The following is a 24,473-nucleotide window of genomic DNA, read 5'->3' on the forward strand; positions in this document are numbered from 1 at the left end:
GTGCCGCGTAGCCAAACCTTGGTTTTGACAACAACAGTCCCCACACTCATCGAATCAAGAAGCCAAAAATGCCGATATTACCCGCTGCCTAAAAGTCCCGAGCCGAAGCTCATCAAGCGCGCCAAGTACGTCATCAATATTCTTCGTGCTACTTGTCGTGCTATTCCATACCAGTTTAGAACCTATTTCTTCTCGTTCTTCTAGCAACTCTTTTTCGTTTAGACGGTTGCGCTTAGTTTCAGGATCGGCTTCTGCAAACCTTTCCCACTTTGCATACATACACGACTCAGGGATATCTTGTTCAATCCTCTCGGCATACTCGATCAAGCTTTGTTCAGCAAAGGTGAATAACCACGCTTGTTGATTTGTCGCGCAGTTCACACGAAGAATTCGGCCTAAGACTTGCCTAAAATACAATTCGGTTTTGACCGAACTCATGTGGCAACATACTTGAAGACGCGGAATATCGGTCCCTTCACTAATCATACCAACGCTAACAATCCACTGAGTGTCACTTTGTCTGTACCTTTCAATCTCAGCTAAAGGTTCTTCATGCCGATAGGTCACTATTGAGACCGATTGAGCGTACTTTTCAGAAAGTACCTTTCTAATTGTTTGTGCATGCTGAACTGATGCGGCAACAACTAACCCTCCAGCCGCTGGGGTTCGAGAGCGGATTTCTGTAAGCTTTTTGCAACCTAATCCAAGCAAGTACTCCATCGCATCTTCATTATGAATGATGCTTTGATAAGAGGTCTTAGTCTGCTTAATCATTTCTAATATTGAAGAGAAAGACTCCATCTTCTCATCGTTCGTCACGGTCAAATGCTCATTATCAACCAAAACAATCTTAGGGACTCTGCAAACCTTATCGGCGATTGCTTGCTTCAGCGTGTATTGATAATCAACCAAAAGAATTCCATCTGGGTCGCTATACTCACCAAGAACAATCGGCAAAGAGTCCGAACGCCACGGAGTCCCTGAAAGCGCAAGAGTATACGTTGCGAGTCCTTGAATCTTTGCAAGGACTTGTTGCCCCCAAACATTCGCGTTTTCAATCTCTGAACCAGAACAATGGTGTATCTCATCGAAGACAACGAATACTCTGTGATTTCGCAGCGTCAGCCAAAACTCCTCATTTAGAAATTGAATCGACTGATAAGTGAGAGACCGTCCAATAGAGCCTAATCCTCCATTAAAGGTACAATTAAGAATCTGTGATAAGGTTATCTTTATTCCGCTTGAAACCGTTAAAGAGGGGGATAAACACAATACAAGGTCAATCTTGTCCTCTTGCAGTAATCTTGAAGCAACCGTCGCAGCCAATACCGTTTTTCCTGCCCCAGGCGTTGCTTGGCAGAAGAAGTGCTGCTGGCTTGAGCTGTATTTATGTAACGCCTTCCCTGAGCACTCTGCTTGCCATTGCCTTAGCACGACGGATTGTCCTCTGAGAGTGTTTTGAGAACACTAGTTAGTACATTTACGCTGCCCAACAATTGTCCTGAATGTTCTTTTGCTTGTTCAAGAAGTGGGATTAACCTCGGTTCTAGTTCAGGAAAACGACCGCAGAGAGATTGATACTCATTAATCTCCCCTAAAACAATCTCTAGCTCACCTTTGTACTGATTGCATTCGTGTCTTAGTACCGAATAATCAGAAGCAGCGGAAAGGGTAGCCTTAGTGTTTTCTGATCCAATATAGACTTGAAGACCTTTAAATAAGTCCGTTTGAAAGTATCGTTTTTGCTGCCCCGTCCCCTCAACTCGAAGCCAATTGTTCTTAACCAAACGTAGGAGTTGACGGTAAACCTTACGACGAGCATCATCCAGATCAACATAGGAGTCATCAATGGAAACAAATGCATCTCTTAGTTCAACAACTAAAAAACCATCCATCTCTTTTTCGATCAATAACTTGTGCATTTCATTACTGATTTTTATACAACGCTTCATGTACTGCATATACCATTAAAATACTAAGGATTGCTTAGTATACAGAAATCGGTAAAACTAAGAAAATCTTAGTTACGATGAGATTAGAGATATGAAACTCAAGTGCCATTCGAAAACCCAATTCCCGTGCGGCTCAAAGAAGCACGCAAAAAAGCAAACCTCTCTCAAAAAGCGTTGGGAGGGCGTATAGGTATGGATGAAAGCTCTGCTAGCCCTAGAATGAATCAATATGAGAAGGGTAAACATACTCCAGACGTACAAACCTTAAAGCTATTAGCCAACGAATTAGGTGTGCCGTTAAGTTATTTCTTTTGTGAAGATGAGATTTCTGCTGAGTTAGCAGTGAACCTGAACAGGCTCTCTGAAAAGGATAAGCAGAAGGTTCTTGATATGACTGCTCGACTGATTGATGAATCGTGGGAGGGTAGTAGTTCGTAAGCTCGTTAAGCGGTTTTAAATCAGAGCCAGTGCCGTTAGCACCAGCCCTATTAATAAATTAAGAGTTACTTGCTATTTAGGTAGTCCAATACAATTTCATGGTGATCTTTAGTCTTGAACTTGTTAAACACATGCTCAAGGTTGCCTGACTCGTCAATCAAGAAGCTTGTTCTTACAACGCCCATGTTTTCACGGCCCATGAACTTCTTGAGTTGCCAAACACCGTACTTCTCACACACTTCGTGTTCTTCATCGGCTAGTAGAGTGAAGTTCAGCTCTTGCTTGTTGATAAAGTTGGTCAGTTTTTTGGGGGTGTCTGGGCTTAAACCAAGTACAACAACATTGTGTGCATCTAGTTCAGCTTTCGTGTCACGCAATCCTTGAGCCTGAACGGTACAGCCAGGCGTCGAAGCGCGTGGGTAGAAGTAGAGCAGCACTTTCTTTCCTTGAAGCTCAGAGAGGGTTACTGGGTTGCTGTCTTGGTCGTTTAATGTGAAATCTGGAGCGATTTGTCCTGCTTCGATAGCCATGGGTTATCCTTACTTTCTTTAATTTACTCTGAATCGAGCTTTGTTATTATTTCAGTGTGTAGTTTTATCTATGCTTGGTGGTGTTGTCTAGTGGTAAGTCTAAACTGAGTTTAGTTACTTTCTGAAGTTGCCTTCAACGATATTATCGGGCCTTGCTTTGACTACCTTATCCATTGCTTTTTCACGCTCACTTTCATGCAGCATCTCCATGAGTTCTTGAACCACCTTTATGTGATTAGCAGCTTGTATAGCTAATGCTTGCTCATGGCTTCTAGCTAGATCTAGATACTCCTTTTTCTTTTTATTTGCTTGAGTCTTATCGCTTTTTAGTTGTTTCACTTCCGCTTGTAATACATCAATAGGTGATTGGCTTGAGTTATCCTGAGCCGCGCGAGCTTCAAGTGATTTACTCTCCACCATGACTCGAACATCCTCATGTCTTCGTAGTGCGCCTACCGAAAGACCTGCTTCCTTCTCAACGGTGCTATTGTTGATTTTTAGTTTGCCCTCTCGGGCTTTTTTCCTTAGCTCTCGGTTTTCTGGACTACCATCTAACAGTCGCCCTAGGGCTTTTACCAGTTTGCTTTTAGTTGCTTGTGTCATTACGCAGTCACTCCGAAAGGAATCAGCAGATTTTCTACTTCTTGTGGTATCTCAACAGGCTCATAACTGATATCTAAGTCATTCATAATGCGCTCGGCAGCCGTGATTTTGATATACGCTTCTGCCGCCGTTTGAGGCGTTAATTCATCATGTTCAATATCCCATAGCATATTGATTTCAGCCTCTTTGCGTGTGGCCTCGGCAAAAACGGCATCGACTATGTAGTCGTTCTTACAGTCCACACACTCTAAAAGGTTGACTTGTGTGCGTAGACTACAACCTGTAGAAGTGCAGTAAACACCAGGGGCGACGGCATGAATGTGACGCTTTTGGTCCTGGATTTGTTTTTTCCAGTAATTGAGCGATAGCATGTCATCATCAACTTTATCTTTAAACAGGTTGTGCTTAGCCTTCATCATGTTTTTGGCAAACTCTTTACCTTTACCGCCAGCGACACGTTCTTTATTCGCCAGTTTCTTGTAGATGTTTAGATAGACCTGCGCTTTTTGAACAATCCTTTCTTCATCAATGGCGTGGACCAAGCTTTGTTTTTGCTTTCTGATTTTCTGAAATTTACTGGCGTTCTTAGCGTAATGTCTTGTCATCGCCATCGATACATGGCTGAACTGCTGCTTGAGTTGTGGAAACGCACAAAGCTCGAAGCCGATAAGGTAGTAGGCAAACGAGCGGCGCAGTTGGTGGGCTGTGAATATATAATCATCACCCACAGTAAACGAGAGGTTAGAGTCGGAAACCTTCAAATCAATCACATCATCATTGGTTAGCGCAAGTTTCTCCCCCAGTGCGCCTTCAAACCAATCCGTAATATGGTCTCCGAGTTGGTTTTTAAGAACTGCACCACAGTCCTCTCTTACCTTATGGAAAAACGCTTGACTGTCTGGGTGGCGCTCTCTAAGTGGTTCGTGTAAAGCCTGCAATATCTCGTAAGCTTTTTTTCCGACTTCAGTAGTGACAAACTCATCTTGCTTTGACTGAGAGCCTTTGGTGGTCTTTGATAGGTCTGCATGAATAATATGAATGGTTTGCTTAGATATAGTTTCTTCTGAGCACCCACTCGCGGTATGAAGGTGAAAGATTTCATCAGAGCGCATGCCCGTTCGAGACATTAGCGCCCAGAGGCAGCCGCCGTTGAGCTGTTTAAAAAGTGACTGAGCCTCAATTAGACTTGCTACTTCCCTTGTTCCTACCCTTAATCTTCTATCAGGGTGGAATTTGTCGATGTAAGCACCTTTGATTTGAGGTTTGTGCTTATAGAGTAACTCAAGGGTTGCTGCTTCTGAGGGGCAGTTTATCGCTAGAAAAGCCGCTTGAAAGGCTATGACTCTTTCTCTACCAACTTCTCTTGTTTTACTTAAATACCACTTGAGTCCGCCATTTTTTAACTTTGACTCATCACTGACAAGGTATTTGGCGTACCCTTGATAGCTCTTATCAAAGTAGGTTGCAATATAATCTGATAACTTGCTCAGTTCATCTCGGATCGGGTACAGCTCGTCAACTAATGCTTCTGATTCTTGCAGTCCCCAATAATATAATCGCTGAGGGACAACTGTGTATTGCTGGGCGTCTTTAAGAGTTAAGCCAAAATCTGATGCGTTTGTTTTTTTCGTCAGAGCAACGATAAACGGTAAGCCTTTTGACTCGATGTAAATTTTATTGAGAGCAGAATAGGTTGGTTCTCTTTCAAAATCGATATCGGTGAAATCGCTCAGCACCCAAGACTCTAATCGGTTAAAATTCAAAAACTCAAAGCTGTTGTAGCCTTCACTCAAAAGAGGTGGAATGAACTTTTTTAACACGTTGACGGTACAGTAAATGGAATCAAAAGAGTAGTATTTGGGAGAGAGCCACATCATATTCAAAGCAAGCGCCATCAATTGATTTCTAAGGTTGCGCTCCATCACTTTTCCATTAAGCGAGAAGTCTAGTGTGGATATTTTGGTATAGTTGGGTTCAAAGAACGATTGAAGCTTTCGCCACGCATCATTGTTCCCAATTTTACCTAGTGATTCGCCAGTGACGCTAAAGCCAATATCTAGCGTTTCCAAATAATCCCAATCCCCCGACTTAATCGCAGGCCTTAATACGTCGTTCAGGTAGTTTGTGTAGCTGCCAACGTTATTTTGCGCATTTATGATGGCATTTTGTCGGGCAAGATCATGCTTAGGTAGCTTTATCATGGCAGACTCCTAATTAACGATATAAAGCCAAAATGGCGTGGTCAGTGGATACCCTTGGATGACGACCGTTTTTGTTAAACATCGCCATAGCATCTTCGTACACATCTTGACTTGCCCCGTCCAGGGTGAACTCAAAAGCGGCTATCTTTTCATGTACCTCTTCTTTTGCATTGGGGTACTGAGCTAAGGCTTCTTTCAGCACATCAATAAAAGAAATAAGTTTATAGATGGATTGAACCTCATCAACGGCTTTGGCAGACTGACATTTATGGCACATATCGTACTCGGTACAAGGCAGTGTCAAGCCCATTGCGTTGTTGGTTTCGCGCTGCGTGTCTTTACCGCCTGTAATGCTTTGCTGCCCATTACAATGAATGCCATTTGGATTCGTTTTAGCTCTTTCTTCCTCTTGTTTCTTTTTCCATTCATCATGTGCCAGCATTGTAATGCCGAGTTTGGTCATAACCATAGCTTTCGCTTGCTCTAAACTTGTGCCTTCGCCCAATTGCTCCATGACTTGCATGGCTTGTGAGATAATGACCTTGTTTAGTCTCGCGTCACCATTGGTATAATGCTTATCTATGGTTTCAAGTAGATTTTGAAGGAGACTCTGAACACCGCCTTTACCATTATCGGAGTACACTTGGTTGCTGGTCATTTCTCTCCAACGGCTTGATTGAAGTGAAATGAAGTATTCATTTGTCTCAATTGACCATCGATTCATTTGGCTGGATGTGATAGGGCTAATCCCGTCCCAGTCTTTAGGGGCTTGGTTTTCATGACCTCGTTTGAGTAGCAGTCGCTCATATTTAGGGTATTGTTTGTCTGCTAGCTCTGTGGCGAATTGTTCAATATCTTGAATTAACGTCTTATCCGCAGCAGAGATAGAGAAGCAATGGCTTGCACCATCTCGGTATTTTAATGAAATATTGATGTTTCCATCGGAATCTTTCTCTGAGTAGGAAAGTGGCAGCAGGATGCCTTTGAGTGGCAAGTCTGTGTAACACGATAAAATGCAGTAGGCGGTATTGGTTGCGCCTTTTGTGGCATGCATTTTTGAGCATGGGTGAGTCACTTTGCTTACGACTATTCTACCATGCTTATTGGTCTTTTTTTTAAGCTCGATAATATGTTGGTTTCGATAGCTATAAAACAGCTCTTTAAACCATGGAATAATGGATGCTCGAGTGGGTGAGAGTAGGTTTAATTTCACCATCAGACTTTTGTTTAATTCTATTAAATTAAACGTTTCGCTTTTCTCCCCCAGGTTATTGAGAGCGAAGAGTAACCCTGAACCTTCTTCGCTACCGCCGTACAGAGCTGAAAGTGTCTCAAGGGTTTTAATAAACTTCACACCATCACGCTTCTCAACATCGAAGCTCTGATTGGTTAGAACGGCGTCTACTTCTTTGTTTGCTCGTGCTTTAAAGCTCGATACCTTGACCACCTGCAAGCCCTTATCCCGTTCATCAGTATGAATTGTAATTGGATGAGCGATGCCCTGTATGTCGCTATCGTTCAATGAGGTGAAAAAACACATTAGGTGATAAGTCGCCCCCATCACCATGTTAAACGCAGCGGAAGCTCTTACAGACGTGCCATTCTGGCTTGATCCATGTGTTCGTGTTTTTAGAGAGGTTTGAATCGAAATGACTTCTTGGTACCCATTCAAATCAATAACGATAGGCAGTTCATCAGGCAGTTCTAGATTTTCTTTTTTTGCAGCAATGAGCTGCGGGGCTAAGGTGAAAAACAACTCACTCAATCGAGTGACAAGGACTTTCTCCTCAGCATCAGAATAGCCTTGGTTTGGTATTCCTTCACCATTAAATCCTCGATGCAGGAGCGCCCATGAATCAGCGGGTAATCCACACCATATAAGGGCTATGCGAAGTGCTGAAACGATGCCAGGTGTTGAGTTTTCTTTAATGCCAAGCTCATCCCCATGTTGCCTTTCCCACAACTTTTTTGATGGGTGGTACGTTTTTATGCGATGCCGTAACTCACCATCATTCCCCGCGAATTTTAAATAGCCTTCCTCTGATAATGGGTTAACTTTCACAGCATCACAAAAGACGATGAAAGCACGCAAGCACTCATAAGTTCTCACGACCGTTGATACACGGTTACCATTATCAACATACTGCTTGGCTTTTTTGCAAAAGCTTCTCAAGTATGGTGTACGGCTTTCAATTTTATCGTTATCGCGGTTGGTGCCAAGGTACAACAAATGTGAGACATCAAACTCTGTGACTGCTCTGTTTCTAGAGCTCTTGTAAGGGATAGTAAGACGTAATGGAATCACATTTTTACTATTTCTAACGTGCCTGGCTGTCTTTGAGTTTTTTGCGAGTGGGCTTTTTGCCATGCTACCAACCCCCGTTTATCTTGTTGTTTTTACTCTTTGCGACTCTCAATTGGTCGTCAAGCTTATTCATGAACTTAATATACTTTTCAGTTGTTGAGGTGCTTGCATGGCCCATTAGCTCTGCTAACTCATCCATCAGAAAGTCATAGGCAACCTGTCGCTTTTGATATTCACTCCAAAGCCAATGGGTGGCAAAGGTTGAACGCAAATCGTGAACTCGGTAGTACCAACTAGATTCTATCCCTCGGATGCGCTTTCTTAGTTCCCCAAAATGTACTTCAAGTGTGTTTTCTGTGTACGGGCGGCCTTTATTAGAGACAAAAAGGTAATCAGTGGAATCTAGCTCTTCTTTAGAATCAATCAGCTCTTTACGTCTGATAAGGTTCTTTTGTCGTTGTTTATTTTCTTTGTATTGCTCTAATTCTTCATAAAGCGCTATAGGGATTTCAACAGTACGTTCCTTACTGCCTTTAGTGTGTGTAATGTGAACGGAGACAACTTCGAGTTCACTAAAATCAGTGTGACCAATATTGTGTGCGGGGAAGTGCGTGGCTTCATCAATCCTAAGTCCTGACTCCTCACAAAGTCTAAGCATTAAGGATACAGCTTTTGGCAACGTACCTATGTGTTGATAGAACAGTTCTTTATGATCGAACGTCATAGGCTTTAACTTTTTATAAGCAGGCGTTTTATCGTTCTTGGGAAACATCTTCATGATGTTTGAGATTTCATAGACTCGCTTTGCGCCAGATTGGGTATGAGCAAGCATGTCGTGCTGATTGATACCTTCGTAACTCTCAACCTTACTGAAGTGTGTTAATACGTGTTCATCATCATTTTTGAGGTAACCGTATTTTTGCATCCACTTATAAAAGCCAATCACAGCGCCCATATAGCTTCTTGCAGAGCTAAGTGAGTATGCTTCGTCACCGGTTGCGCTTAGTTTGGCACGGCAGTTTGCTAAAAGGTGTTCTGCAAAGCGCCATGGCGCACCTTCTTCTTCATACTTCGATAGTGTTTTATACGTTAAATATTCAGGTGGTATCTCATTATCGTCTTCATCAGGTTGAGGGTGATGGGTGGAATCTAAGTAGCGAGTAAAAGCCAGTAAGCCTTTGGCAATTGAGTCAGTGTCCTTGACGGCACCATCACCACGCAGTTTAGAGACGAGGTAAAGAGATTGTGGGTAAACAACACTCCCATCAGGCGCAATGATAATATCTGTTTTCTTTAGGCGTGTTTCAATACTGGAAGGAGAAAGGTAGGGTGAATAAGTCACCTCTCCTGAGTCAGCATTGATGCTCTCTGAAACTTTAAGCTTTGCTAATGTATCTACCTCTATGGAAAGCAATCGGTAGTCATCATAAATATCAGAATGTTTTTCATCATGTGTTTCTATCACAAAACAACCCTCAATATGTTACCCACATATCAAAGATAGATTTGTCATAAAAAACGATCAAGGTTTTATGTCATAAAAATTATTCAAGGGTGAATTTCTTCTCGCCCCAAACGCCAAACTGTTCAGCAACGCTGTGGTCTTCATCAGATAGCAGGGTGAAGTTCAGAGATTTCTTTTCAACGAAGTTTGGTAGACGTTTTACTGGGTCAACACTCACACCTAGAACAATCACGTTTAGGTCATCAAGCTGTGCTTTGATATCACGCAGACCTTCCGCTTGCACAATACAACCTGGAGTCATTGCTTTTGGGTAAAAATAGAAAAGTACTTTTTTACCTTTGAAGTCACCAAGAGATACGATATTGCCATCTTGATCTGGAAGAGAAAAAGCAGGTGCTGGAACACCAGCCGTTAGCGTATTCATGACATTTCCTTTTTAAAGACTGTTTTTGATAAAGTTGAGCGAGCCTTGGACTGATAGGCTCTGACACAGCGAATCGAATTCTTCTTGTAGCTGCATCAAGTTACATTCTGATTGCACAGAAGCGGTAATAGAGATATGGAATTGGTCGTTGTCGAGTTGAACCTTAGACTTATTAATGGTTCGTGCACTTAACGAATCGAGGCCGATGTTTCGGTCTGCGAAGAACTGGGTAAACTGCTCAGTAAGGCCGATTTTATCGTCTGACTCAACGAACACCTCTACTGTGTAAGAGTTCTCAATAACATCATGAGTTGAGGTTCGCTTCATAATCGTAATCAAGTCGTGCTCTTGTCCAAGCAAGGGCAAGGTGGTTTCAACGCGGGTAATGTTGTTTGCCTTTCCAGACAGCAGCATGATAAGCGTAAATTCTTCGCCAAACAGGGCGATACGGCTATCAATAATGTTACAGCCTGATTGGGTGACTAAATGAACCACTTGGTTGCATACACCTGGGCGATCAGTGCCCACAGCTGTGATTACTAGATGTTGAGTCATAAAATCACGTCTCTTTATATTCCATTGATTCATGCATGTTAGCACAGTTAGCTCGTGGAATAAGCGTGCGTACGGGGCTTTTTATGAGCGACCTTGCTTCTAACATGTAACCAATGATAAGAATATCGAGCGCGTTAAAAAATGAGATAGAGTGATGAGAGCACAGCTTACTTGTTACTGACATCCAGTGGTGTGCTATCCGCTAGATTGAGCGCAGGTTACCCAAATTCTAGGTAGAACGTCGTTAGAAGTCGTTTTACCTCAAACATACGACAATATTTAATGCAGATGTTGCCGGTAAGCCACTTTAATGTCTTGTGTTTATTGATTGGCTTACAGTAACATGCAAAAAGAATAAATTAAGGGAGATAGACATGTTTTCAGGAAGTATCGTTGCGCTAGTTACGCCATTTAATACAGATGGTGAAGTGGATTTCGACAGCCTTAAAAAGTTAGTTGAGCACCATGTTGCTGCAGGTAGTGATGGTCTGGTTGCGGTTGGCACAACAGGTGAGTCTTCAACACTCACTATTGAAGAGCATGTCAAAGTCGTCAATAAGATCGTTGAGTTTGCTGATGGTCGTATTCCCGTTATCGCTGGTACAGGTGCAAACGCAACTCACGAATCTGTTCTATTCAGCCGTTTGTTGAATGGTTCTGGTATTGCTGGTTGCCTGAGCGTAACGCCTTACTACAACAAACCGACTCAAGAAGGTTTGTACCAACACTACAAAGCGATTGCTGAAGTCAGTGACGTTCCACAAATCCTATACAATGTTCCTGGTCGTACTGCTGTAGACTTGCTGCCAGAAACGGTTGCTCGTCTTGCTGAGATCGAAAACATCGTTGCACTGAAAGATGCGACGGGTGATCTCGACAGAATTGCAATTCACCGTGAACTTTGTGGCGAAGACTTTATCTTACTAAGTGGTGATGACTTAACAGGTCTAGAATTTGTTAAGCGTGGTGGCGATGGCGTGATCTCTGTAACGAATAATGTTGCAGCCGCTGATATGGCAACCATGTTCAAGCTAGCGAAAGAAGGTAAGTTTGAAGAAGCAGAAGCGATCAATGAGCGTTTGATGCCTCTACATAAGAATTTGTTCGTTGAGTCTAACCCTATTCCCGTAAAATGGGCGGTTCATAAAATGGGTCTGATTGCTGAAGGTGGCTTACGTCTACCGCTGACTGAACTGTCAGAGCCAGCTCAACCTGTTGTTGCTCAAGCAATGACTGAAGCGTGCATTTACTAAAAACGTATGAAGTGATGCCGAAGCGAACCTTCGGCATTTAGGAGTATAAATGAAGTATTCTCACCAGCTAGTGATTGGGTCACTGGCTGTTTTCGTTCTTACAGCATGTTCTGGCAGCCCGACTCAACGTCGTCAAGCCAAAGATGATTTCGAATACTTAGAAACACCTGAGTTTTCACAATGGCAGTTGCCTGAAGATGCTCAGCCTCAGTTCTACCCAAATTATGACATCCCGAGCGGTGACTTCACTGGTGGTGTAGGCCCTGCTGTGGATATTCGTCCACCACAACAGGTACTTGAGTTGATCCCTGGTGCTCGTGCGGAGCGTCAAAACGGTGAAGTAACGTTATGGCTGCTTCGTGCTGAAGAAGCAGACCGTGTATGGCAAACGGCTGTCGACATGTTAGCTCAACGTGGTATTGGTATTCGTGAACAGTCTGAGAATGAGATTGAGACCGATTGGGTTACTTGGGTTTCTGAAGACGAAGACGTAGAGATTGGCAGCCGCTACTCTATCTCTCGCTTCCAAGCGAACAACCGTCATGGCTTCAAGATTAATCTGATTGATTGGCGTGAAGGTACTGAAGAGAAACCGGTAACGGCAACCAATAAAGAGCGTTACAACGCGTTCCTGACTAACCTAGTTATGGCTAAGTACGATGAAAACCTTCGTGCTGAAGCGGAGCTGAAAGCGCAAGAGTTGGTGAAGCATATTCCAATCTCAATCGGTGCTGACCGCAGTGGTTTCCTGGTGATTATTGCTCGTACACCATACAATGTATTCTGGCAACATCTGCCTAGCTTGTTGCCTGAAATGGGCTTTGAGCTTGAAGAACGCAATCAATCTCAGGGTACGGTGAAGGCGAAGTACGCCGCGCCAGATGATGAATTCTGGGAAGAAATTGGCCTACAGCCTATCGACTTAGCGCCAGGCACTTACAACTTCCTATTTGGTGACCTTGGCAACCGTACGTCAATCAACGTAACGGATGCATCAGGTAAGCCAGTAGAAGAAGAGCTGCTTAAATCAATGGTTCCGATATTAGCGCATATTGCTGACCAAACCAAAGATGACAAAGAAGCGAAAGCTGAGTAGTCATTCAAGCCGTCACAAGCTGAGTTAAATCAGCGTTGTGATTAGCTCAAGCAAATAAAAAAGAGGACACACTGTGTCCTCTTTTTTGTATTCGTTGTCATCTGGCTATATTGGTCAATCAAGCTGATTAGCCAAAGCAAAAAAGCTATGCGTCTTTATTGTTTTTGGATTCTTCTTTTTCAGCTTTCTCTTGGTTAAGTTTATCCAAGCGATTGAGCTTATCTAAGTCTCGCTCGGTTTTACCACGCCCCGTCAGATCCATATTGGCGGTCTGTTTGAGCGCTGCGATGTTACCCACCACAACGCTAACCACGATGATGATGATAACCCAAGGGTTTGTAAGCCACTCCAACATAAGCGCTCCTAATGACTGATATTCGCTACGAAGCGCGCATAGATCTCGTCTAGCTGCTCTATAATAATCTCATACCCTAATATTGGCTTAGATTGGAGTTGCTTGCCAAGTAAAGTCGGAGATAACTGTGATAAGCACGACTCCGATACTTTGCGATGGCTGATATGCCACGGTTCGATTGCCACACCGCCGAGGTCTTCGCTATAAGGAAAAAAGAACCCAAATTGCGAAGCGTGAACAAATAACCATTGGTAAAACGCTTGCTGGTGGCCAGTAAGGTATTCCCATGGCTCTAATTGCAGCTGTGTGCCTTCAGGTAAGTCGTTTCGAGCAAAGACATCAAAGTCACAACCCCAATGGTGACGGCTTGCTCCGGGAAGGGCAGACCACCTCAGGATTGCCGATAACTTTTGATGTTCAGTCAGTGTTGATGGATCAAGAGGTTGGCTTTCTGAATCTAATATCGGAGCTTCGCCAGAAAACTTACGGTTCCAAATCAGAGATTGCCTTTCATAGTCGCGAAAGCCACTGGCAATCTCCATTTTAAAACCAGCGAGCTGAGCAGCTTCAATCAAATTATTCAGGTCATTCTTAACCTCACTGTGGACCAAAAAGCTCTTGGTGCCGATCAGGCAAGGCTCTAGATGAGAATCTGATTGTCCGGTAAGCTGCTCTGGTGTCATAACGAGTCTCTCAATAATTAGATGCTATGAATCGCTGATGAAAGACTATTTAGCGAACAGGTTCACTAATGTTCTTTCGTACATGTCAGTTAGCTTTTCTAAATCGGCTACCTTCACGCATTCGTTAACCTTGTGAATCGTTGCATTGACAGGGCCTAGTTCAACCACTTGTCCGCCCATACGTGCAATAAAGCGACCATCAGACGTACCGCCAGTCGTTAGCAGAGCTGGTTTCACATCATTGACGTGACCCACAGCATCAACAATAGCATCAAGCAGTGAACCTGCGTCGGTTAAGAACGGGTCGCCATTGAATGTCCACTTAAGGTCGTATTCGAAATCATATTTGTCGAGTGTTGTTGTGATGCGCTCAACGATGATGTCGTTGCTTAACTCGGTACTAAAACGTAGGTTAAACTGAACATTAAACTCACCAGGGATCACGTTTGAAGCGCCAGTACCCGCACTCACATTTGGAATCTGGAAGCTCGTTGGCGGGAAGTAATCATTACCTTTGTCCCACTCAGTTGTTGCCAGCTCATTAATAGCAAGCAGGGAGCTATGTACTGGGTTGTTTGCTAGGTGAGGGTAGGCAACATGACCTTGTGTACCTTTAATCGTTAGATCGCCTGTGATAGAGCCACGACGGCCGTTCTTCACAACATCGCCTACGAACTCAGTGCTTGATGGTTCACCAACAATACACATGTCGATGTTCTCACCACGAGCCATCAGAGCTTCAACAACACGTACGGTACCGTTGATGAACGGGCCTTCTTCATCCGATGTGATAAGGAAACCGATTGAACCTGTGTGGTTTGGATGCTCCGCAATGAACTGCTCGACTGCAACAATCATTGAAGCCAGAGAGCCTTTCATGTCCGCTGCGCCGCGGCCGTGTAGGAAACCGTCTACGATAGTCGGTTCGAATGGTTTAGTGTTCCACTGCTCAATCGGGCCAGCAGGAACAACATCAGTGTGGCCAGCAAAGGCAAACAGAGGCGCTTCGGTACCACGACGAGCCCAAAAGTTCGTCGTATCTTCAAATACCATCACTTCGATTTCAAAACCGAGCGCTTTTAAGCGATTAATCATCAGCTCTTGGCAGCCTGCATCTTCAGGTGTTACCGATTGACGGCTAATGAGGTCTTTTGCCAGAGCCAAAGTTGGGCTATCTGTCATCCTTGAATTCCTTGTTTAAATAAAACGTCTAGTCATTAATTTTTAGGGCGCTGATTCAATGATCAACGTCCTGTTGTCTGTCTATGTCAATACGACGATCTAAGCAAAAATAGCCGCGTATTGGTCGGCTTTAAATCCGATGTGAAGCTTGCCCTCTACTTTTAAGATTGGGCGCTTGATCATTGCAGGTTGTTCAACAAGCAAAGTCACCGCTTTTTCTTCTGTTAGGGTGTCTTTCTGTTCCTGAGAAAGTTGGCGATAAGTCGTACCACGTTTGTTTAGCACAAGCTCCCAACCTAGCTCAGAGCAGAAGCTTGTTACTAGCTCTTCTGTGATGCCTTGTTTGCGATAATCGTGAAATTCGAACTCGATACCTTCAGCTTCGAGCCATTTCTTTGCTTTTTTAATGGTGTCGCAATTTGGGATACCAAACATGGTGATAGTCATTATTCTTCCTTTGAGTGATTTTATTTCATTGTTATGAGTTGAATCCTATCAGGAAGCAGCAACTCAGACAAAATAGAGTGATGAATATTTCATAGAGTGAAAAAAAAGCGTAAGAAAATGTCACTATTGGAGACTTATTGATCAGCCTCAACATGTTGTCAGCGAAAAAAGAAATAATTGAGCTGCACATATATAGGAGGTGTCAATGGAGTTGAGTCCTGTTTTTGCAAGGCGGCTATATTTAGCATTGTTAGTGGAAAGCCTTGATAGGCCAAATGTGCCTAAACTCATCGAAAAAACGGGGTGGCCTCGTCGTACTATTCAAGATGTACTCAAGGCGTTACCGGGGATCGGTATCGAACTTATGTTTGTTCAAGATGGGCGACGTCATAATGATGGCTATTACCAGTTATCCGACTGGGGGCCATTTGATAGTCAATGGGTTATCCAGCGTAAAGGCGATATAGCAACAAGCCTTGGATTTAGTGCATAAGCCAGCGAAAGCTGGCTTTCTTTTTTTAGAATAGAAATAGTAGGGAGCACCTCGCTCATTTGAGTGGTGAGCGAGCTCATTACGTTTCTATTTACTTACACAGATAGGCAGTTCCCAGCATAGTCACGGATGTGGAAAAATCTTGGGGAAGTGTGAATATCACGGTATCTGCACCTAGCTCAATCGTATTCGACTTGAGTTCATTCATGGCGCCTTGAATTAATGTGTCATTCGGGTAAAACAGGTAGCTGTACCAATGGCCTTCGCTGCCTGTGACTTCCCCTTTATACTCGCATTGCTCGATATTAATCACACCGTGGTAATCCATTTGCACTTTGTCAGCTTCGCTATGAGGTATTGATGTTGGTGTTGTGCAACCTAACAATGCACCACTCATAGCTAAAGCGATTAATTCCTTTTTCATACGATTACCCTGTTATTTCATCAAATAAATCGCGAAGCCTATCCAGCTAGCGATCAGTAGTAGCCACGGTAATTTGCTGCCGTGATTTGATGTTGTTTCAACACTCGTGTCGACATTCTGTTCTTGGTCTTGATTAGTCTGTTGAGTTTGTTTCTCTTTCTGTACACGCTTTTTTGCTTTGTCGGCTTGGCGACTGCGCTCTTTTTGCTGTTTCTTGTACAGTGCGATGCCTTTCTCGATACCTTGAGCAATCAACTTGGTTTGTTCTTTGGTTTGAGCTGGCTTTTGAGTCGCTTTGGCTATCTTCAGTGCTTCTTGTTGAGATTCAACAGACGGCGTATTAGTTTTCTTTTTCATACTGAGTTCGATAATTAAAACGGATTGGCTACTAAGATAACGCAAAGCTAGTTAAGTATGAATGATTTGCGTTAAAGTGTTGGTTTGAAAATAACTGAAAGTGAGATTTGTGCGGTACTCCATAGAACAATACGATAAGCACGGCTTTTTAAAAGCCCCAATCCTATTATGGTTAGGTTGGCTGTTTCTGGCGAAAGCTTTGGTTGTTTTCATTGTCGCAGGAGCAAGCCGAGAGTCGGGCACTGACATACTCGAAATTATCTATCCAGATCATCAAATGTTTTATGTTGGGATCGCGTTGAGTGTGCCTAGTTTGCTACTGATGTGGCTATTTGGACTAAGATCGCCAGATAGAAAACGCCTCAATAAAGTCGTGTCTTGGGGGCGTTGGGTCACCATGACGGCTATCTTGGCGCAGAGCTCACATACGATTTATTTGATCTATTTGGATAATGGATGGTTCCGCTGGTCCAATGGCATCACTTTATTGCTGCTTTTATGGTTATCGCTTTACCTGACTAATAGCCATGCTGCTAGGGATTGCTTTAAAGTGGTTGAGCACGAAGACTGATTCTCATCAAAACATTTGTCCCATTCCCAATTATACTTAGAAGCTAAAAAATGAAAGGATTAATCTATGCTTAACATCTCAAATGAGCAGCCTAAAATTCAAAGCGCTATCTTGCCAGAAGCTGGGCCTTTCGCTCTTTATGTTCAACTGAAAGTGAATGCTAACGCTGCTAATGTTTTAGCGGAACTTCAAAAGCTTCCGAGTTTAATCGACGAATTAAACCAAACTCAACCTGATGCGAACTTAACGGCATCGGTTGCGTTCTCAAAAGCTTTTTGGGATAAGTTCGAACAAGCAGCGCCCGCTGATTTGATTGACTTCCCTGCGCTGGGTGAAGGTGATATCACTGCACCGAGCACACTGTCTGACGTTCTGATTCACTGTCATTCAAATCGACATGATCTGCACTTCTTTATCTTGCGTAAATTGCTATCTGAAGTAGCGGCTGATGTTGAAGTGGTTGATGAAACTTATGGTTACCGCTTCCTAGACTCTCGTGACATGACAGACTTTGTTGATGGCACTGAAAACCCGAAAGATGCACAACGTGCTGAAGTCGCTATTGTGCCTGAGGGTGAATTCGCTGGTGGTAGTTATGTGATGGTGCAGCGTTTTGTGCACAACCTGCCAGCTTGGAATCGTTTGAATGTATCGGCACAAGAGAAAGTGATTGGCCGAACTAAACCTGATTCAATTGAGTTAGATGATGTTCCTGCGGCGTCTCACGTTGGCCGTGTGGATATCAAAGAAGAAGGCAAGGGGCTTAAGATTGTTCGCCACAGCCTACCTTATGGTACTGCTACGGGCGATCACGGCTTATTGTTCATTGCTTACTGTAACGTTCGTCATAACTTCGATGCGATGTTAGAGAGCATGTACGGCGCAACAGATGGCAAAACAGACCAACTGCTTCGCTTTACCAAAGCAGTGACTGGCGCTTACTACTTTGCACCTTCAACTGACATGTTGAGCGCATTAACGATTAAGTAAATCACCTCATCTGCAGTAAAGAAAGGGAGCCTCAGGGCTCCTTTTTTATTAAAGCTTTATATGAACTGGTCGATATAAGAGCAATCGTGAGTTTTATTCATCTTTTTGTAAGCGAAGGTCTATGGCTATCACTGTTAATACGAATGTCTCGGCGTTAGTGGCTCAGAGAAACCTCTCTAATGCTAATAACATGCTGAACCAATCTTTGGAGCGCTTAGCTTCAGGGAGCCGTATTAATAGCGCAAAAGACGACGCTGCTGGCTTACAGATCTCGAATCGATTAGAAGCACAGATGAGTGGCATTGATGTTGCCGTTCGAAATGCTAACGACGGTATCTCCATTATGCAGACTGCAGAAGGAGCGATGAATGAAACCACTAATATCATGCAGCGCATGCGAGACTTATCCCTACAAGCGAGTAACGGCTCGAATAGTTCATCGGAACGAATCGCTATTCAAGAAGAAGTCACCGCCTTAAATGACGAGCTGAATCGAATTGCCGAAACCACCTCATTCGGTGGTAAAAAGCTCCTTAACGGCAGTTTTGGGCACACCTCGTTTCAAATCGGCGGCAGTTCGGGCGAAGCCGTGCAGATTGGTTTGAAAAGCATGCGTACTGATGACATCAACATGGGCGGCTTTAGCTACGTTGCTAATGGCATGGCCAGTGATTCATGGGAAGTGAAATCAAACCAGAATGATATGACGATGTCGTTTACTGATCGTTTTGGTCAGCTACAAGAGATCACCATCAACGCGAAAGCGGGTGATGACATTGAAGAGTTAGCGACTTACATTAATGGTCAAACCGATCTCGTATCGGCTTCTGTTAATGATGACGGACAGCTTCAGATTTATATGTCTGGTGAAGATACCTCGGGCACGATCTCTTTTTCAGGTTCGTTAGCCAGTGAGCTTTCCATGTCTGCGGGTTATTACGAATCAGTCGATGACATCAATGTAACGGATGTGGGTGGTGCTCAGCGTGCTGTCTCTATTTTGGATACGGCGATGAAGTATGTCGATAGCCATCGCTCTGAATTAGGGGCAATGCAAAACCGCTTTGATCATGCCATTAATAATCTTGAAAACGTTCATGAGAATTTGGCGACATCAAACAGTCGAATCAAAGATACCGACTACGCCAAAGAAACCACTCAAATGCTCAAGCAACAAATACTTCAGCAAGTGAGCACAACGATACTCGCTCAAGCCAAGCAAGCGCCGAACCTTGCCTTAACCTTATTAGGGTAATAAATCACCTCAAATCTTATAAAGGTGTTTCAACTTAATCAGTCCATTTGGTTAATTAAAATACAAATTATCGCTCGACCGACTTATCGGCAACTTTAGCGTTTTTCTCATCTTTTTTTGATAATTTCACTGCCAGTCACGCTTTCTTCTCCTTTATCGCTATTTCTTTAATTTTGTTGTTTTTTTCCTAAAGGTTTCGCTAATCACGCCGTTATTAAAAGTAACTTAGAGATAACTACTTGGTTTTCCGAGACGTCGGAAACCGCTATACCGGAAAATCAATTGGAGAAGTCACCATGGCAGTGAATGTAAATACAAACGTTTCAGCGATGACAGCGCAACGTTACCTAAACAACGCAAACAGCGCACAACAAACATCAATGGAGCGTCTAGCTTCAGGTTCAAAAATCAACAGCGCAAAAGATGACGCTGCGGGCCTACAAATCTCGAACCGTTTGAACGTTCAAAGTCGTGGTCTTGATGTTGCTGTACGTAACGCGAACGACGGTATCTCAATTGCACAAACAGCTGAAGGTGCAATGAACGAGACGACGAACATCCTGCAACGTATGCGTGATTTGTCTCTACAATCTTCAAACGGCTCAAACTCAAAATCTGAGCGTGTAGCGATTCAAGAAGAAGTAACAGCACTGAACGACGAACTAAACCGTATCGCGGAAACGACGTCTTTTGGTGGCAACAAGCTGCTTAACGGTACTCACGGTACAAAATCATTCCAAATCGGTGCGGACAACGGTGAAGCGGTAATGCTTCAACTGAAAGACATGCGCTCTGATAACGCTCAGATGGGTGGTAAGAGCTACCAAACTGAGAACGCGAAAGACAAAGACTGGAACGTTCAAGCAGGCTCTAACGACCTAAAACTGTCGTTCACTGATAACTTCGGCCAAGCACAAGAAATCGACATCAGCGCAAAAGCGGGTGACGACATCGAAGAGCTAGCAACGTACATCAACGGTCAACAAGATTCTGTTAAAGCGTCTGTCACTGAAGACGGTAAGCTACAAATGTTTACTGGTAACAACAAAGTTGAAGGCGAAGTGGCATTCTCTGGCAGCCTTGCGGGTGAACTAGGCATGCAACCTGGCAAAGATGTAACCGTTGATACTATCGATGTAACATCAGTTGGCGGCGCACAAGAGTCTGTAGCAGTTATCGATGCGGCACTTAAGTATGTAGATAGCCACCGTGCTGAGCTAGGTGCTTTCCAAAACCGTTTCGACCACGCTATCAGCAACTTAGACAACATTAACGAGAACGTTAATGCATCTAAGAGCCGTATTAAAGATACCGACTTCGCGAAAGAAACGACTCAGATGACTAAGTCTCAGATCCTTTCTCAAGCTTCAAGCTCGATTCTTGCTCAAGCGAAGCAAGCTCCGAACTCGGCACTTAGCCTACTAGGTTAATCGATTGAAAGGCCACGTTGACTCTAGTGTTAACGTAGGACCTCCACAAATTAGCTCGTGGTGAGAGATGAGCGCTAAACAAACCCAGCTTCGGCTGGGTTTTTTATTGCCCGTTATTTGGCGAGTATGTATTTAGAAAAGTGCAATGTTGGTAGGCAGGAGCAAAAGCGAGATCCCCTATCACGTTCGTGCCTCACTGTAAGGGTAGTATTGATCCATTGTTTACCTGAATCGAAGCCTCTAGTCGTCATCTCAGAATCGAGTAGAACGAGATATCAGAGATCTGCTGTTTGTTAAAATTCACAAGTGTAATTTGATGTATGGGTGAAATGCTTTGAATAGCGCTTAACAACGTTTAGTAAAAAACTAGTTCGATAGCAGGGGACAAACGGTCAGTGTGTTTGTCACTGGTTGAGGGAGCTAGGAGAAGGTTTTCGGTGTGATACTCAGTAATGCCTATCTGAGGTATTGAACAAATATAACAGGTACAAAAAACGCCACCCTTAGGTAGCGTTTTAATTAAAGCAGATAAGTAATCGAGATTACTTAGTTACTTTAAGAACTGGAGTTTCGCCAACAGTTACAGAACCAGAAAGCTTGTTCAGCTCCTTGATTTCGTCCATGTTAGAGATAACAACTGGAGTAAGCGTAGATTTCGCTTTCTCTTCTAGAAGCGCTAGGTCGAAAGTGATGATAGTGTCACCAGCTTTAACAGATTGACCTTCTTCAGCTACACGAGTGAAGCCTTCGCCTTTAAGCTCAACAGTATCGATACCGAAGTGAACGAAAAGCTCAACACCGTCGTCAGACTCGATAGAGAATGCGTGGTTAGTTTCGAAGATCTTACCGATAGTACCGTTAACTGGAGCTACCATTTTGTCGCCAGCTGGTTTGATAGCGATGCCGTCACCAACGATTTTTTCAGCGAAAACTACATCTGGCACGTCTTCGATGTTTACGATTTCACCAGAAAGAGGTGCGATGATTTCGATTGCACCAGCATCAGCGCTGTCATCAGATACAAGCTTTTTCAGTTTGTCAAACAGACCCATTGTGTCATGCTCCTAACGTTTAGTTTTATTCTGTAGAATATACTATACCAATCTAACAAATTAGACGACTATTTTTAGCCGTCTAACTTTATTAAGCATTTGGCGATTACTGAGTTTTCTCAGCGATGAATTTTTCTACGCAAGCTTCAATTTCTGCAGCTGTAGGTAGAGATAGTGCTTCGTCAGCCATAGCTTTAACTTCAGCGAAGTTAGAGTTACGGATTACTTTCTTCACTTTAGGGATAGAGATACCGCTCATAGAGAACTCATCTAGACCCATACCAAGAAGAAGTAGCGTTGCACGTTCATCACCAGCAAGCTCACCACACATACCAGTCCACTTACCTTCAGCGTGTGATGCATCGATCACTTGCTTGATTACTGTAAGAACAGCAGGAGATAGTGGGTTGTATAGGTGAGAAATCATTTCGTTACCACGGTCTACCGCAAGAGTGTATTGCGTTAGGTCGTTAGTACCGATAGAGAAGAAAGATACTTCTTTCGCTAGGTGGTGTGCGATTGCAGCAGCTGCTGGAGTCTCAACCATTACGCCGATTTCGATTTCTTCATCGAAAGCTAGGCCTTCAGCGCGAAGTTCAACTTTGTACTCTTCGATTGCTTTTTTCAGTTCACGGATCTCTTCAACAGAAATGATCATTGGGAACATGATACGTAGTTTACCGTGTGCAGAAGCACGTAGGATACCACGTAGTTGGTCACGTAGGATTTCACGACGATCCAAGCTGATACGTACTGCACGCCAGCCTAGGAAAGGGTTCATCTCTTGAGGAAGGTCCATGTATGGTAGGTCTTTATCGCCACCGATATCCATAGTACGGATAATCACTGACTCGCCTTCCATTGCTTCTGCTACTTCTTTGTAAGCAACGTATTGCTCTTCTTCAGTAGGAAGCGCGTCACGGTCCATAAATAGGAACTCAGTACGGTACAGACCAACGCCTTCACCGCCGTTACGCAGGATACCGTCACAGTCTTTTACTGTACCGATGTTGCCACAAACTTCTACACGGTGACCGTCTAGAGTTTCAGCATGTAAATCTTTTAGTTTTGCTAGTTCAACAGCTTCTGCTTCGAAATCTTCTTTGATTTTCTTAGCTTCTGCTAATTCAGCATCTGAAGGGTTTATGATGATCTTGTTGTTCATCGCGTCTAGCACAAGCATGTCGCCGTTCTTAACTTGCTTAGTGATATCGTTAGTACCAACGATAGCTGGAAGCTCAAGAGAACGTGCCATGATTGAAGTATGAGATGTACGACCGCCGATGTCACAAGCGAAACCAAGAACGTAGTCTAGGTTGATTTGTGCAGTTTCAGATGGCGTTAGGTCGTAAGCAACTAGGATAACTTCTTCATTGATATCTGCTAGAGATACAATGTTGATGCCTAGAGCATTTTTAACGAAACGAGTACCGATATCACGGATATCAGTTGCACGTTCTTTTAGGTACTCATCATCAAGAGACTCTAGTGCAACAGCTTGCTCTTCGATCACAGTGTGGATCGCGTTGTCTGCGTGCATTTTGTCTTTCTTGATGAGTGCTAAAATCTCTTCTTCTAGCTCTTCATCTTCAAGCAGCATGATGTGGCCTTCAAAGATTGCTTCTTTTTCTTCGCCAAAAGTTTCAAGTGCTTTTTGCTTAACAACTTCAAGTTGCTGAGAAGATTTGTTACGAGCGTCAAAGAAACGCTGTACTTCTGCTTCAACTTGGTCGTCAGAGATAGATTGAGTGTTTAGGACAATTTCATCTTCTTGAAGTAGTAGTGCTTTACCGAAAGCAATACCAGGAGATGCTAGGATGCCTGAAATCATAGCCTTACCTTAGTTGTTCAACTGTAAACGGGAGAGTGTGTGACTTTAAGTCGTCGACTAATGTCGCGCTTATTCCTATCTATTTCGAACAAAGCCACTTTGCTATGCAAAATGGCTTTGAAAGAAGGAGACCGTATTAGTGTAGTTGATCCATAAGAGCAACTAGGTGGTCTACTGCTTGCTGAGCTTGAGGACCTTCAGCTGAAATAGTAACGTTAGTACCTTTTACTAGGCCTAAAGTTTGTAGTTTGAACAGGCTTTTCGCGCTAGCGCTTTTGCCGTTAGAAGTCACTGTGATGTCAGCGTCGAAAGATTTTGCTTCTTTAACGAACTGTGCAGCTGGACGAGTGTGAAGACCGTTTTCTGCTGTGATTTCTACTTGCTTCTCGTACATTTTATATACCCCAATTAATTTATTTTTTGTAAGTTTGTAACCAGATTAGCTTAACTGCTTTAGCCCAAATGCGCTAGAGGCTAGTACGCCATGTTCGTGTTAGAACTTAGACTGGTTATAAATTTTTATCCAGCCATGGTCGTCTTTTGTTGAGTACTCATGACTTTCAGAATTTGTTTATTGCTTC

Annotated in this window: 25 protein-coding genes and 1 pseudogene; 8 read left to right on the forward strand and 18 right to left on the reverse strand. The window is 43.4% G+C overall.

The features are described 5' to 3' along the window. Positions 1 to 54 precede the first annotated feature (54 nt). Entirely contained in the window at positions 55 to 1,434 is a 1,380-nt protein-coding gene (locus OCV20_RS04155; protein ID WP_086774659.1) for a DEAD/DEAH box helicase, read from the reverse strand. Beyond that, complete coding sequence (locus OCV20_RS04160; RefSeq protein WP_269147984.1) at positions 1,428 to 1,940, reverse strand: hypothetical protein; 513 nt, start codon at positions 1,938 to 1,940, stop codon at positions 1,428 to 1,430. The genes OCV20_RS04155 and OCV20_RS04160 overlap by 7 nt, the downstream gene beginning before the upstream one ends. 114 nt (positions 1,941 to 2,054) lie before the next feature. On the opposite strand from OCV20_RS04160, the gene OCV20_RS04165 reads away from it, so the two are divergent. Beyond that, positions 2,055 to 2,390 carry a helix-turn-helix domain-containing protein gene (locus OCV20_RS04165; RefSeq protein WP_086774657.1) on the forward strand — a complete coding sequence of 112 codons (336 nt, stop codon included), beginning with the start codon at positions 2,055 to 2,057 and terminating at the stop codon, positions 2,388 to 2,390. Between the two features lie 65 nt (positions 2,391 to 2,455). On the opposite strand, the gene bcp (OCV20_RS04170) is transcribed toward OCV20_RS04165, so the two are convergent. The 7 genes and pseudogenes from bcp (OCV20_RS04170) to OCV20_RS04200 form a co-directional block, all read right to left on the reverse strand. After that, entirely contained in the window at positions 2,456 to 2,920 is a 465-nt protein-coding gene (gene bcp, locus OCV20_RS04170; protein WP_086774656.1) for a thioredoxin-dependent thiol peroxidase, read from the reverse strand. 114 nt (positions 2,921 to 3,034) lie between these two features. Continuing rightward, positions 3,035 to 3,523 carry a bacterioferritin comigratory protein gene (locus OCV20_RS04175; RefSeq protein ID WP_086774655.1) on the reverse strand — a complete coding sequence of 163 codons (489 nt, stop codon included), beginning with the start codon at positions 3,521 to 3,523 and terminating at the stop codon, positions 3,035 to 3,037. Further along, a complete protein-coding gene (locus OCV20_RS04180) occupies positions 3,523 to 5,724 on the reverse strand; it encodes a site-specific integrase (protein WP_086774654.1) in 2,202 nt (733 codons plus the stop codon). Before OCV20_RS04180 ends, OCV20_RS04175 begins: the two co-directional genes overlap by 1 nt. 13 nt (positions 5,725 to 5,737) lie before the next feature. After that, a complete protein-coding gene (locus OCV20_RS04185) occupies positions 5,738 to 8,092 on the reverse strand; it encodes a hypothetical protein (RefSeq protein ID WP_086774653.1) in 2,355 nt (784 codons plus the stop codon). A gap of 1 nt (position 8,093) precedes the next feature. Next, positions 8,094 to 9,494 (reverse strand): tyrosine-type recombinase/integrase, encoded by a 1,401-nt coding sequence (locus OCV20_RS04190; protein ID WP_086774652.1) that lies wholly within the window; start codon positions 9,492 to 9,494, stop codon positions 8,094 to 8,096. A gap of 91 nt (positions 9,495 to 9,585) precedes the next feature. Continuing rightward, positions 9,586 to 9,918 (reverse strand): annotated as a pseudogene (gene bcp / locus OCV20_RS04195) (thioredoxin-dependent thiol peroxidase); the annotation flags it as partial. Between the two features lie 12 nt (positions 9,919 to 9,930). Then, a complete protein-coding gene (locus tag OCV20_RS04200) occupies positions 9,931 to 10,473 on the reverse strand; it encodes a glycine cleavage system transcriptional repressor (RefSeq protein WP_017060705.1) in 543 nt (180 codons plus the stop codon). A 374-nt stretch (positions 10,474 to 10,847) separates the two neighbouring features. Between OCV20_RS04200 and dapA the strand changes: the two genes are divergently transcribed. Together dapA and bamC are read left to right on the forward strand one after the other, a co-directional pair. Then, a complete protein-coding gene (gene dapA, locus OCV20_RS04205; protein ID WP_050644965.1) occupies positions 10,848 to 11,726 on the forward strand; it encodes a 4-hydroxy-tetrahydrodipicolinate synthase in 879 nt (292 codons plus the stop codon). A 49-nt stretch (positions 11,727 to 11,775) separates the two neighbouring features. After that, a complete protein-coding gene (gene bamC / locus OCV20_RS04210) occupies positions 11,776 to 12,822 on the forward strand; it encodes an outer membrane protein assembly factor BamC (protein WP_086774650.1) in 1,047 nt (348 codons plus the stop codon). Positions 12,823 to 12,967: 145 nt separating this feature from the next. On the opposite strand, the gene OCV20_RS04215 is transcribed toward bamC, so the two are convergent. The 4 genes from OCV20_RS04215 to OCV20_RS04230 form a co-directional block, all read right to left on the reverse strand. Then, positions 12,968 to 13,177: a DUF2897 family protein gene (locus tag OCV20_RS04215; protein ID WP_086774649.1), complete on the reverse strand. Its 210-nt coding sequence runs from the start codon at positions 13,175 to 13,177 to the stop codon at positions 12,968 to 12,970. Between the two features lie 8 nt (positions 13,178 to 13,185). Then, positions 13,186 to 13,860, reverse strand: a complete 675-nt coding sequence (locus tag OCV20_RS04220; protein WP_086774648.1) for a M15 family metallopeptidase — start codon at positions 13,858 to 13,860, stop codon at positions 13,186 to 13,188. Between the two features lie 45 nt (positions 13,861 to 13,905). Then, positions 13,906 to 15,042, reverse strand: a complete 1,137-nt coding sequence (gene dapE / locus OCV20_RS04225; protein WP_086774647.1) for a succinyl-diaminopimelate desuccinylase — start codon at positions 15,040 to 15,042, stop codon at positions 13,906 to 13,908. A 99-nt stretch (positions 15,043 to 15,141) separates the two neighbouring features. Beyond that, entirely contained in the window at positions 15,142 to 15,489 is a 348-nt protein-coding gene (locus OCV20_RS04230) for an ArsC family reductase (RefSeq protein ID WP_017060699.1), read from the reverse strand. Positions 15,490 to 15,694: 205 nt separating this feature from the next. On the opposite strand from OCV20_RS04230, the gene OCV20_RS04235 reads away from it, so the two are divergent. After that, positions 15,695 to 15,982, forward strand: coding sequence for a winged helix-turn-helix domain-containing protein (locus OCV20_RS04235; protein ID WP_004734273.1), 288 nt, complete (start codon positions 15,695 to 15,697; stop codon positions 15,980 to 15,982). Between the two features lie 91 nt (positions 15,983 to 16,073). On the opposite strand, the gene OCV20_RS04240 is transcribed toward OCV20_RS04235, so the two are convergent. Both OCV20_RS04240 and OCV20_RS04245 read right to left on the reverse strand, forming a co-directional pair. Next, positions 16,074 to 16,406 (reverse strand): DUF4156 domain-containing protein, encoded by a 333-nt coding sequence (locus OCV20_RS04240; RefSeq protein WP_048616132.1) that lies wholly within the window; start codon positions 16,404 to 16,406, stop codon positions 16,074 to 16,076. Between the two features lie 12 nt (positions 16,407 to 16,418). Continuing rightward, positions 16,419 to 16,763: a DUF2956 domain-containing protein gene (locus tag OCV20_RS04245; protein WP_048612194.1), complete on the reverse strand. Its 345-nt coding sequence runs from the start codon at positions 16,761 to 16,763 to the stop codon at positions 16,419 to 16,421. 109 nt (positions 16,764 to 16,872) lie between these two features. Here OCV20_RS04245 and OCV20_RS04250 point away from each other — a divergent pair, with 109 nt between their 5' ends. From OCV20_RS04250 to OCV20_RS04265, 4 genes are all read left to right on the forward strand, one after another. Further along, the gene (locus OCV20_RS04250) at positions 16,873 to 17,334 is read left to right on the forward strand and encodes a DUF2919 domain-containing protein (protein ID WP_050644971.1); all 462 of its coding nucleotides are present in this window, start codon (positions 16,873 to 16,875) and stop codon (positions 17,332 to 17,334) included. A gap of 66 nt (positions 17,335 to 17,400) precedes the next feature. Next, positions 17,401 to 18,324: a Dyp-type peroxidase gene (locus OCV20_RS04255; RefSeq protein WP_048606530.1), complete on the forward strand. Its 924-nt coding sequence runs from the start codon at positions 17,401 to 17,403 to the stop codon at positions 18,322 to 18,324. 121 nt (positions 18,325 to 18,445) lie between these two features. After that, positions 18,446 to 19,579, forward strand: coding sequence for a flagellin (locus OCV20_RS04260; RefSeq protein ID WP_086774646.1), 1,134 nt, complete (start codon positions 18,446 to 18,448; stop codon positions 19,577 to 19,579). A 296-nt stretch (positions 19,580 to 19,875) separates the two neighbouring features. Beyond that, entirely contained in the window at positions 19,876 to 21,009 is a 1,134-nt protein-coding gene (locus OCV20_RS04265; protein ID WP_048659821.1) for a flagellin, read from the forward strand. A 542-nt stretch (positions 21,010 to 21,551) separates the two neighbouring features. On the opposite strand, the gene crr is transcribed toward OCV20_RS04265, so the two are convergent. The 3 genes from crr to OCV20_RS04280 all read right to left on the reverse strand — a co-directional run bounded on the left by crr (position 21,552) and on the right by OCV20_RS04280 (position 24,286). Beyond that, the gene (gene crr, locus OCV20_RS04270; protein ID WP_004737851.1) at positions 21,552 to 22,061 is read right to left on the reverse strand and encodes a PTS glucose transporter subunit IIA; all 510 of its coding nucleotides are present in this window, start codon (positions 22,059 to 22,061) and stop codon (positions 21,552 to 21,554) included. 106 nt (positions 22,062 to 22,167) lie between these two features. Further along, entirely contained in the window at positions 22,168 to 23,892 is a 1,725-nt protein-coding gene (gene ptsI, locus OCV20_RS04275; protein ID WP_017061935.1) for a phosphoenolpyruvate-protein phosphotransferase PtsI, read from the reverse strand. A gap of 136 nt (positions 23,893 to 24,028) precedes the next feature. After that, positions 24,029 to 24,286 (reverse strand): HPr family phosphocarrier protein, encoded by a 258-nt coding sequence (locus OCV20_RS04280; protein ID WP_004734263.1) that lies wholly within the window; start codon positions 24,284 to 24,286, stop codon positions 24,029 to 24,031. Positions 24,287 to 24,473: the final 187 nt, after the last annotated feature.

It is taken from the genome of Vibrio coralliirubri (assembly GCF_024347375.1).
GTDB lineage: Bacteria > Pseudomonadota > Gammaproteobacteria > Enterobacterales > Vibrionaceae > Vibrio > Vibrio coralliirubri.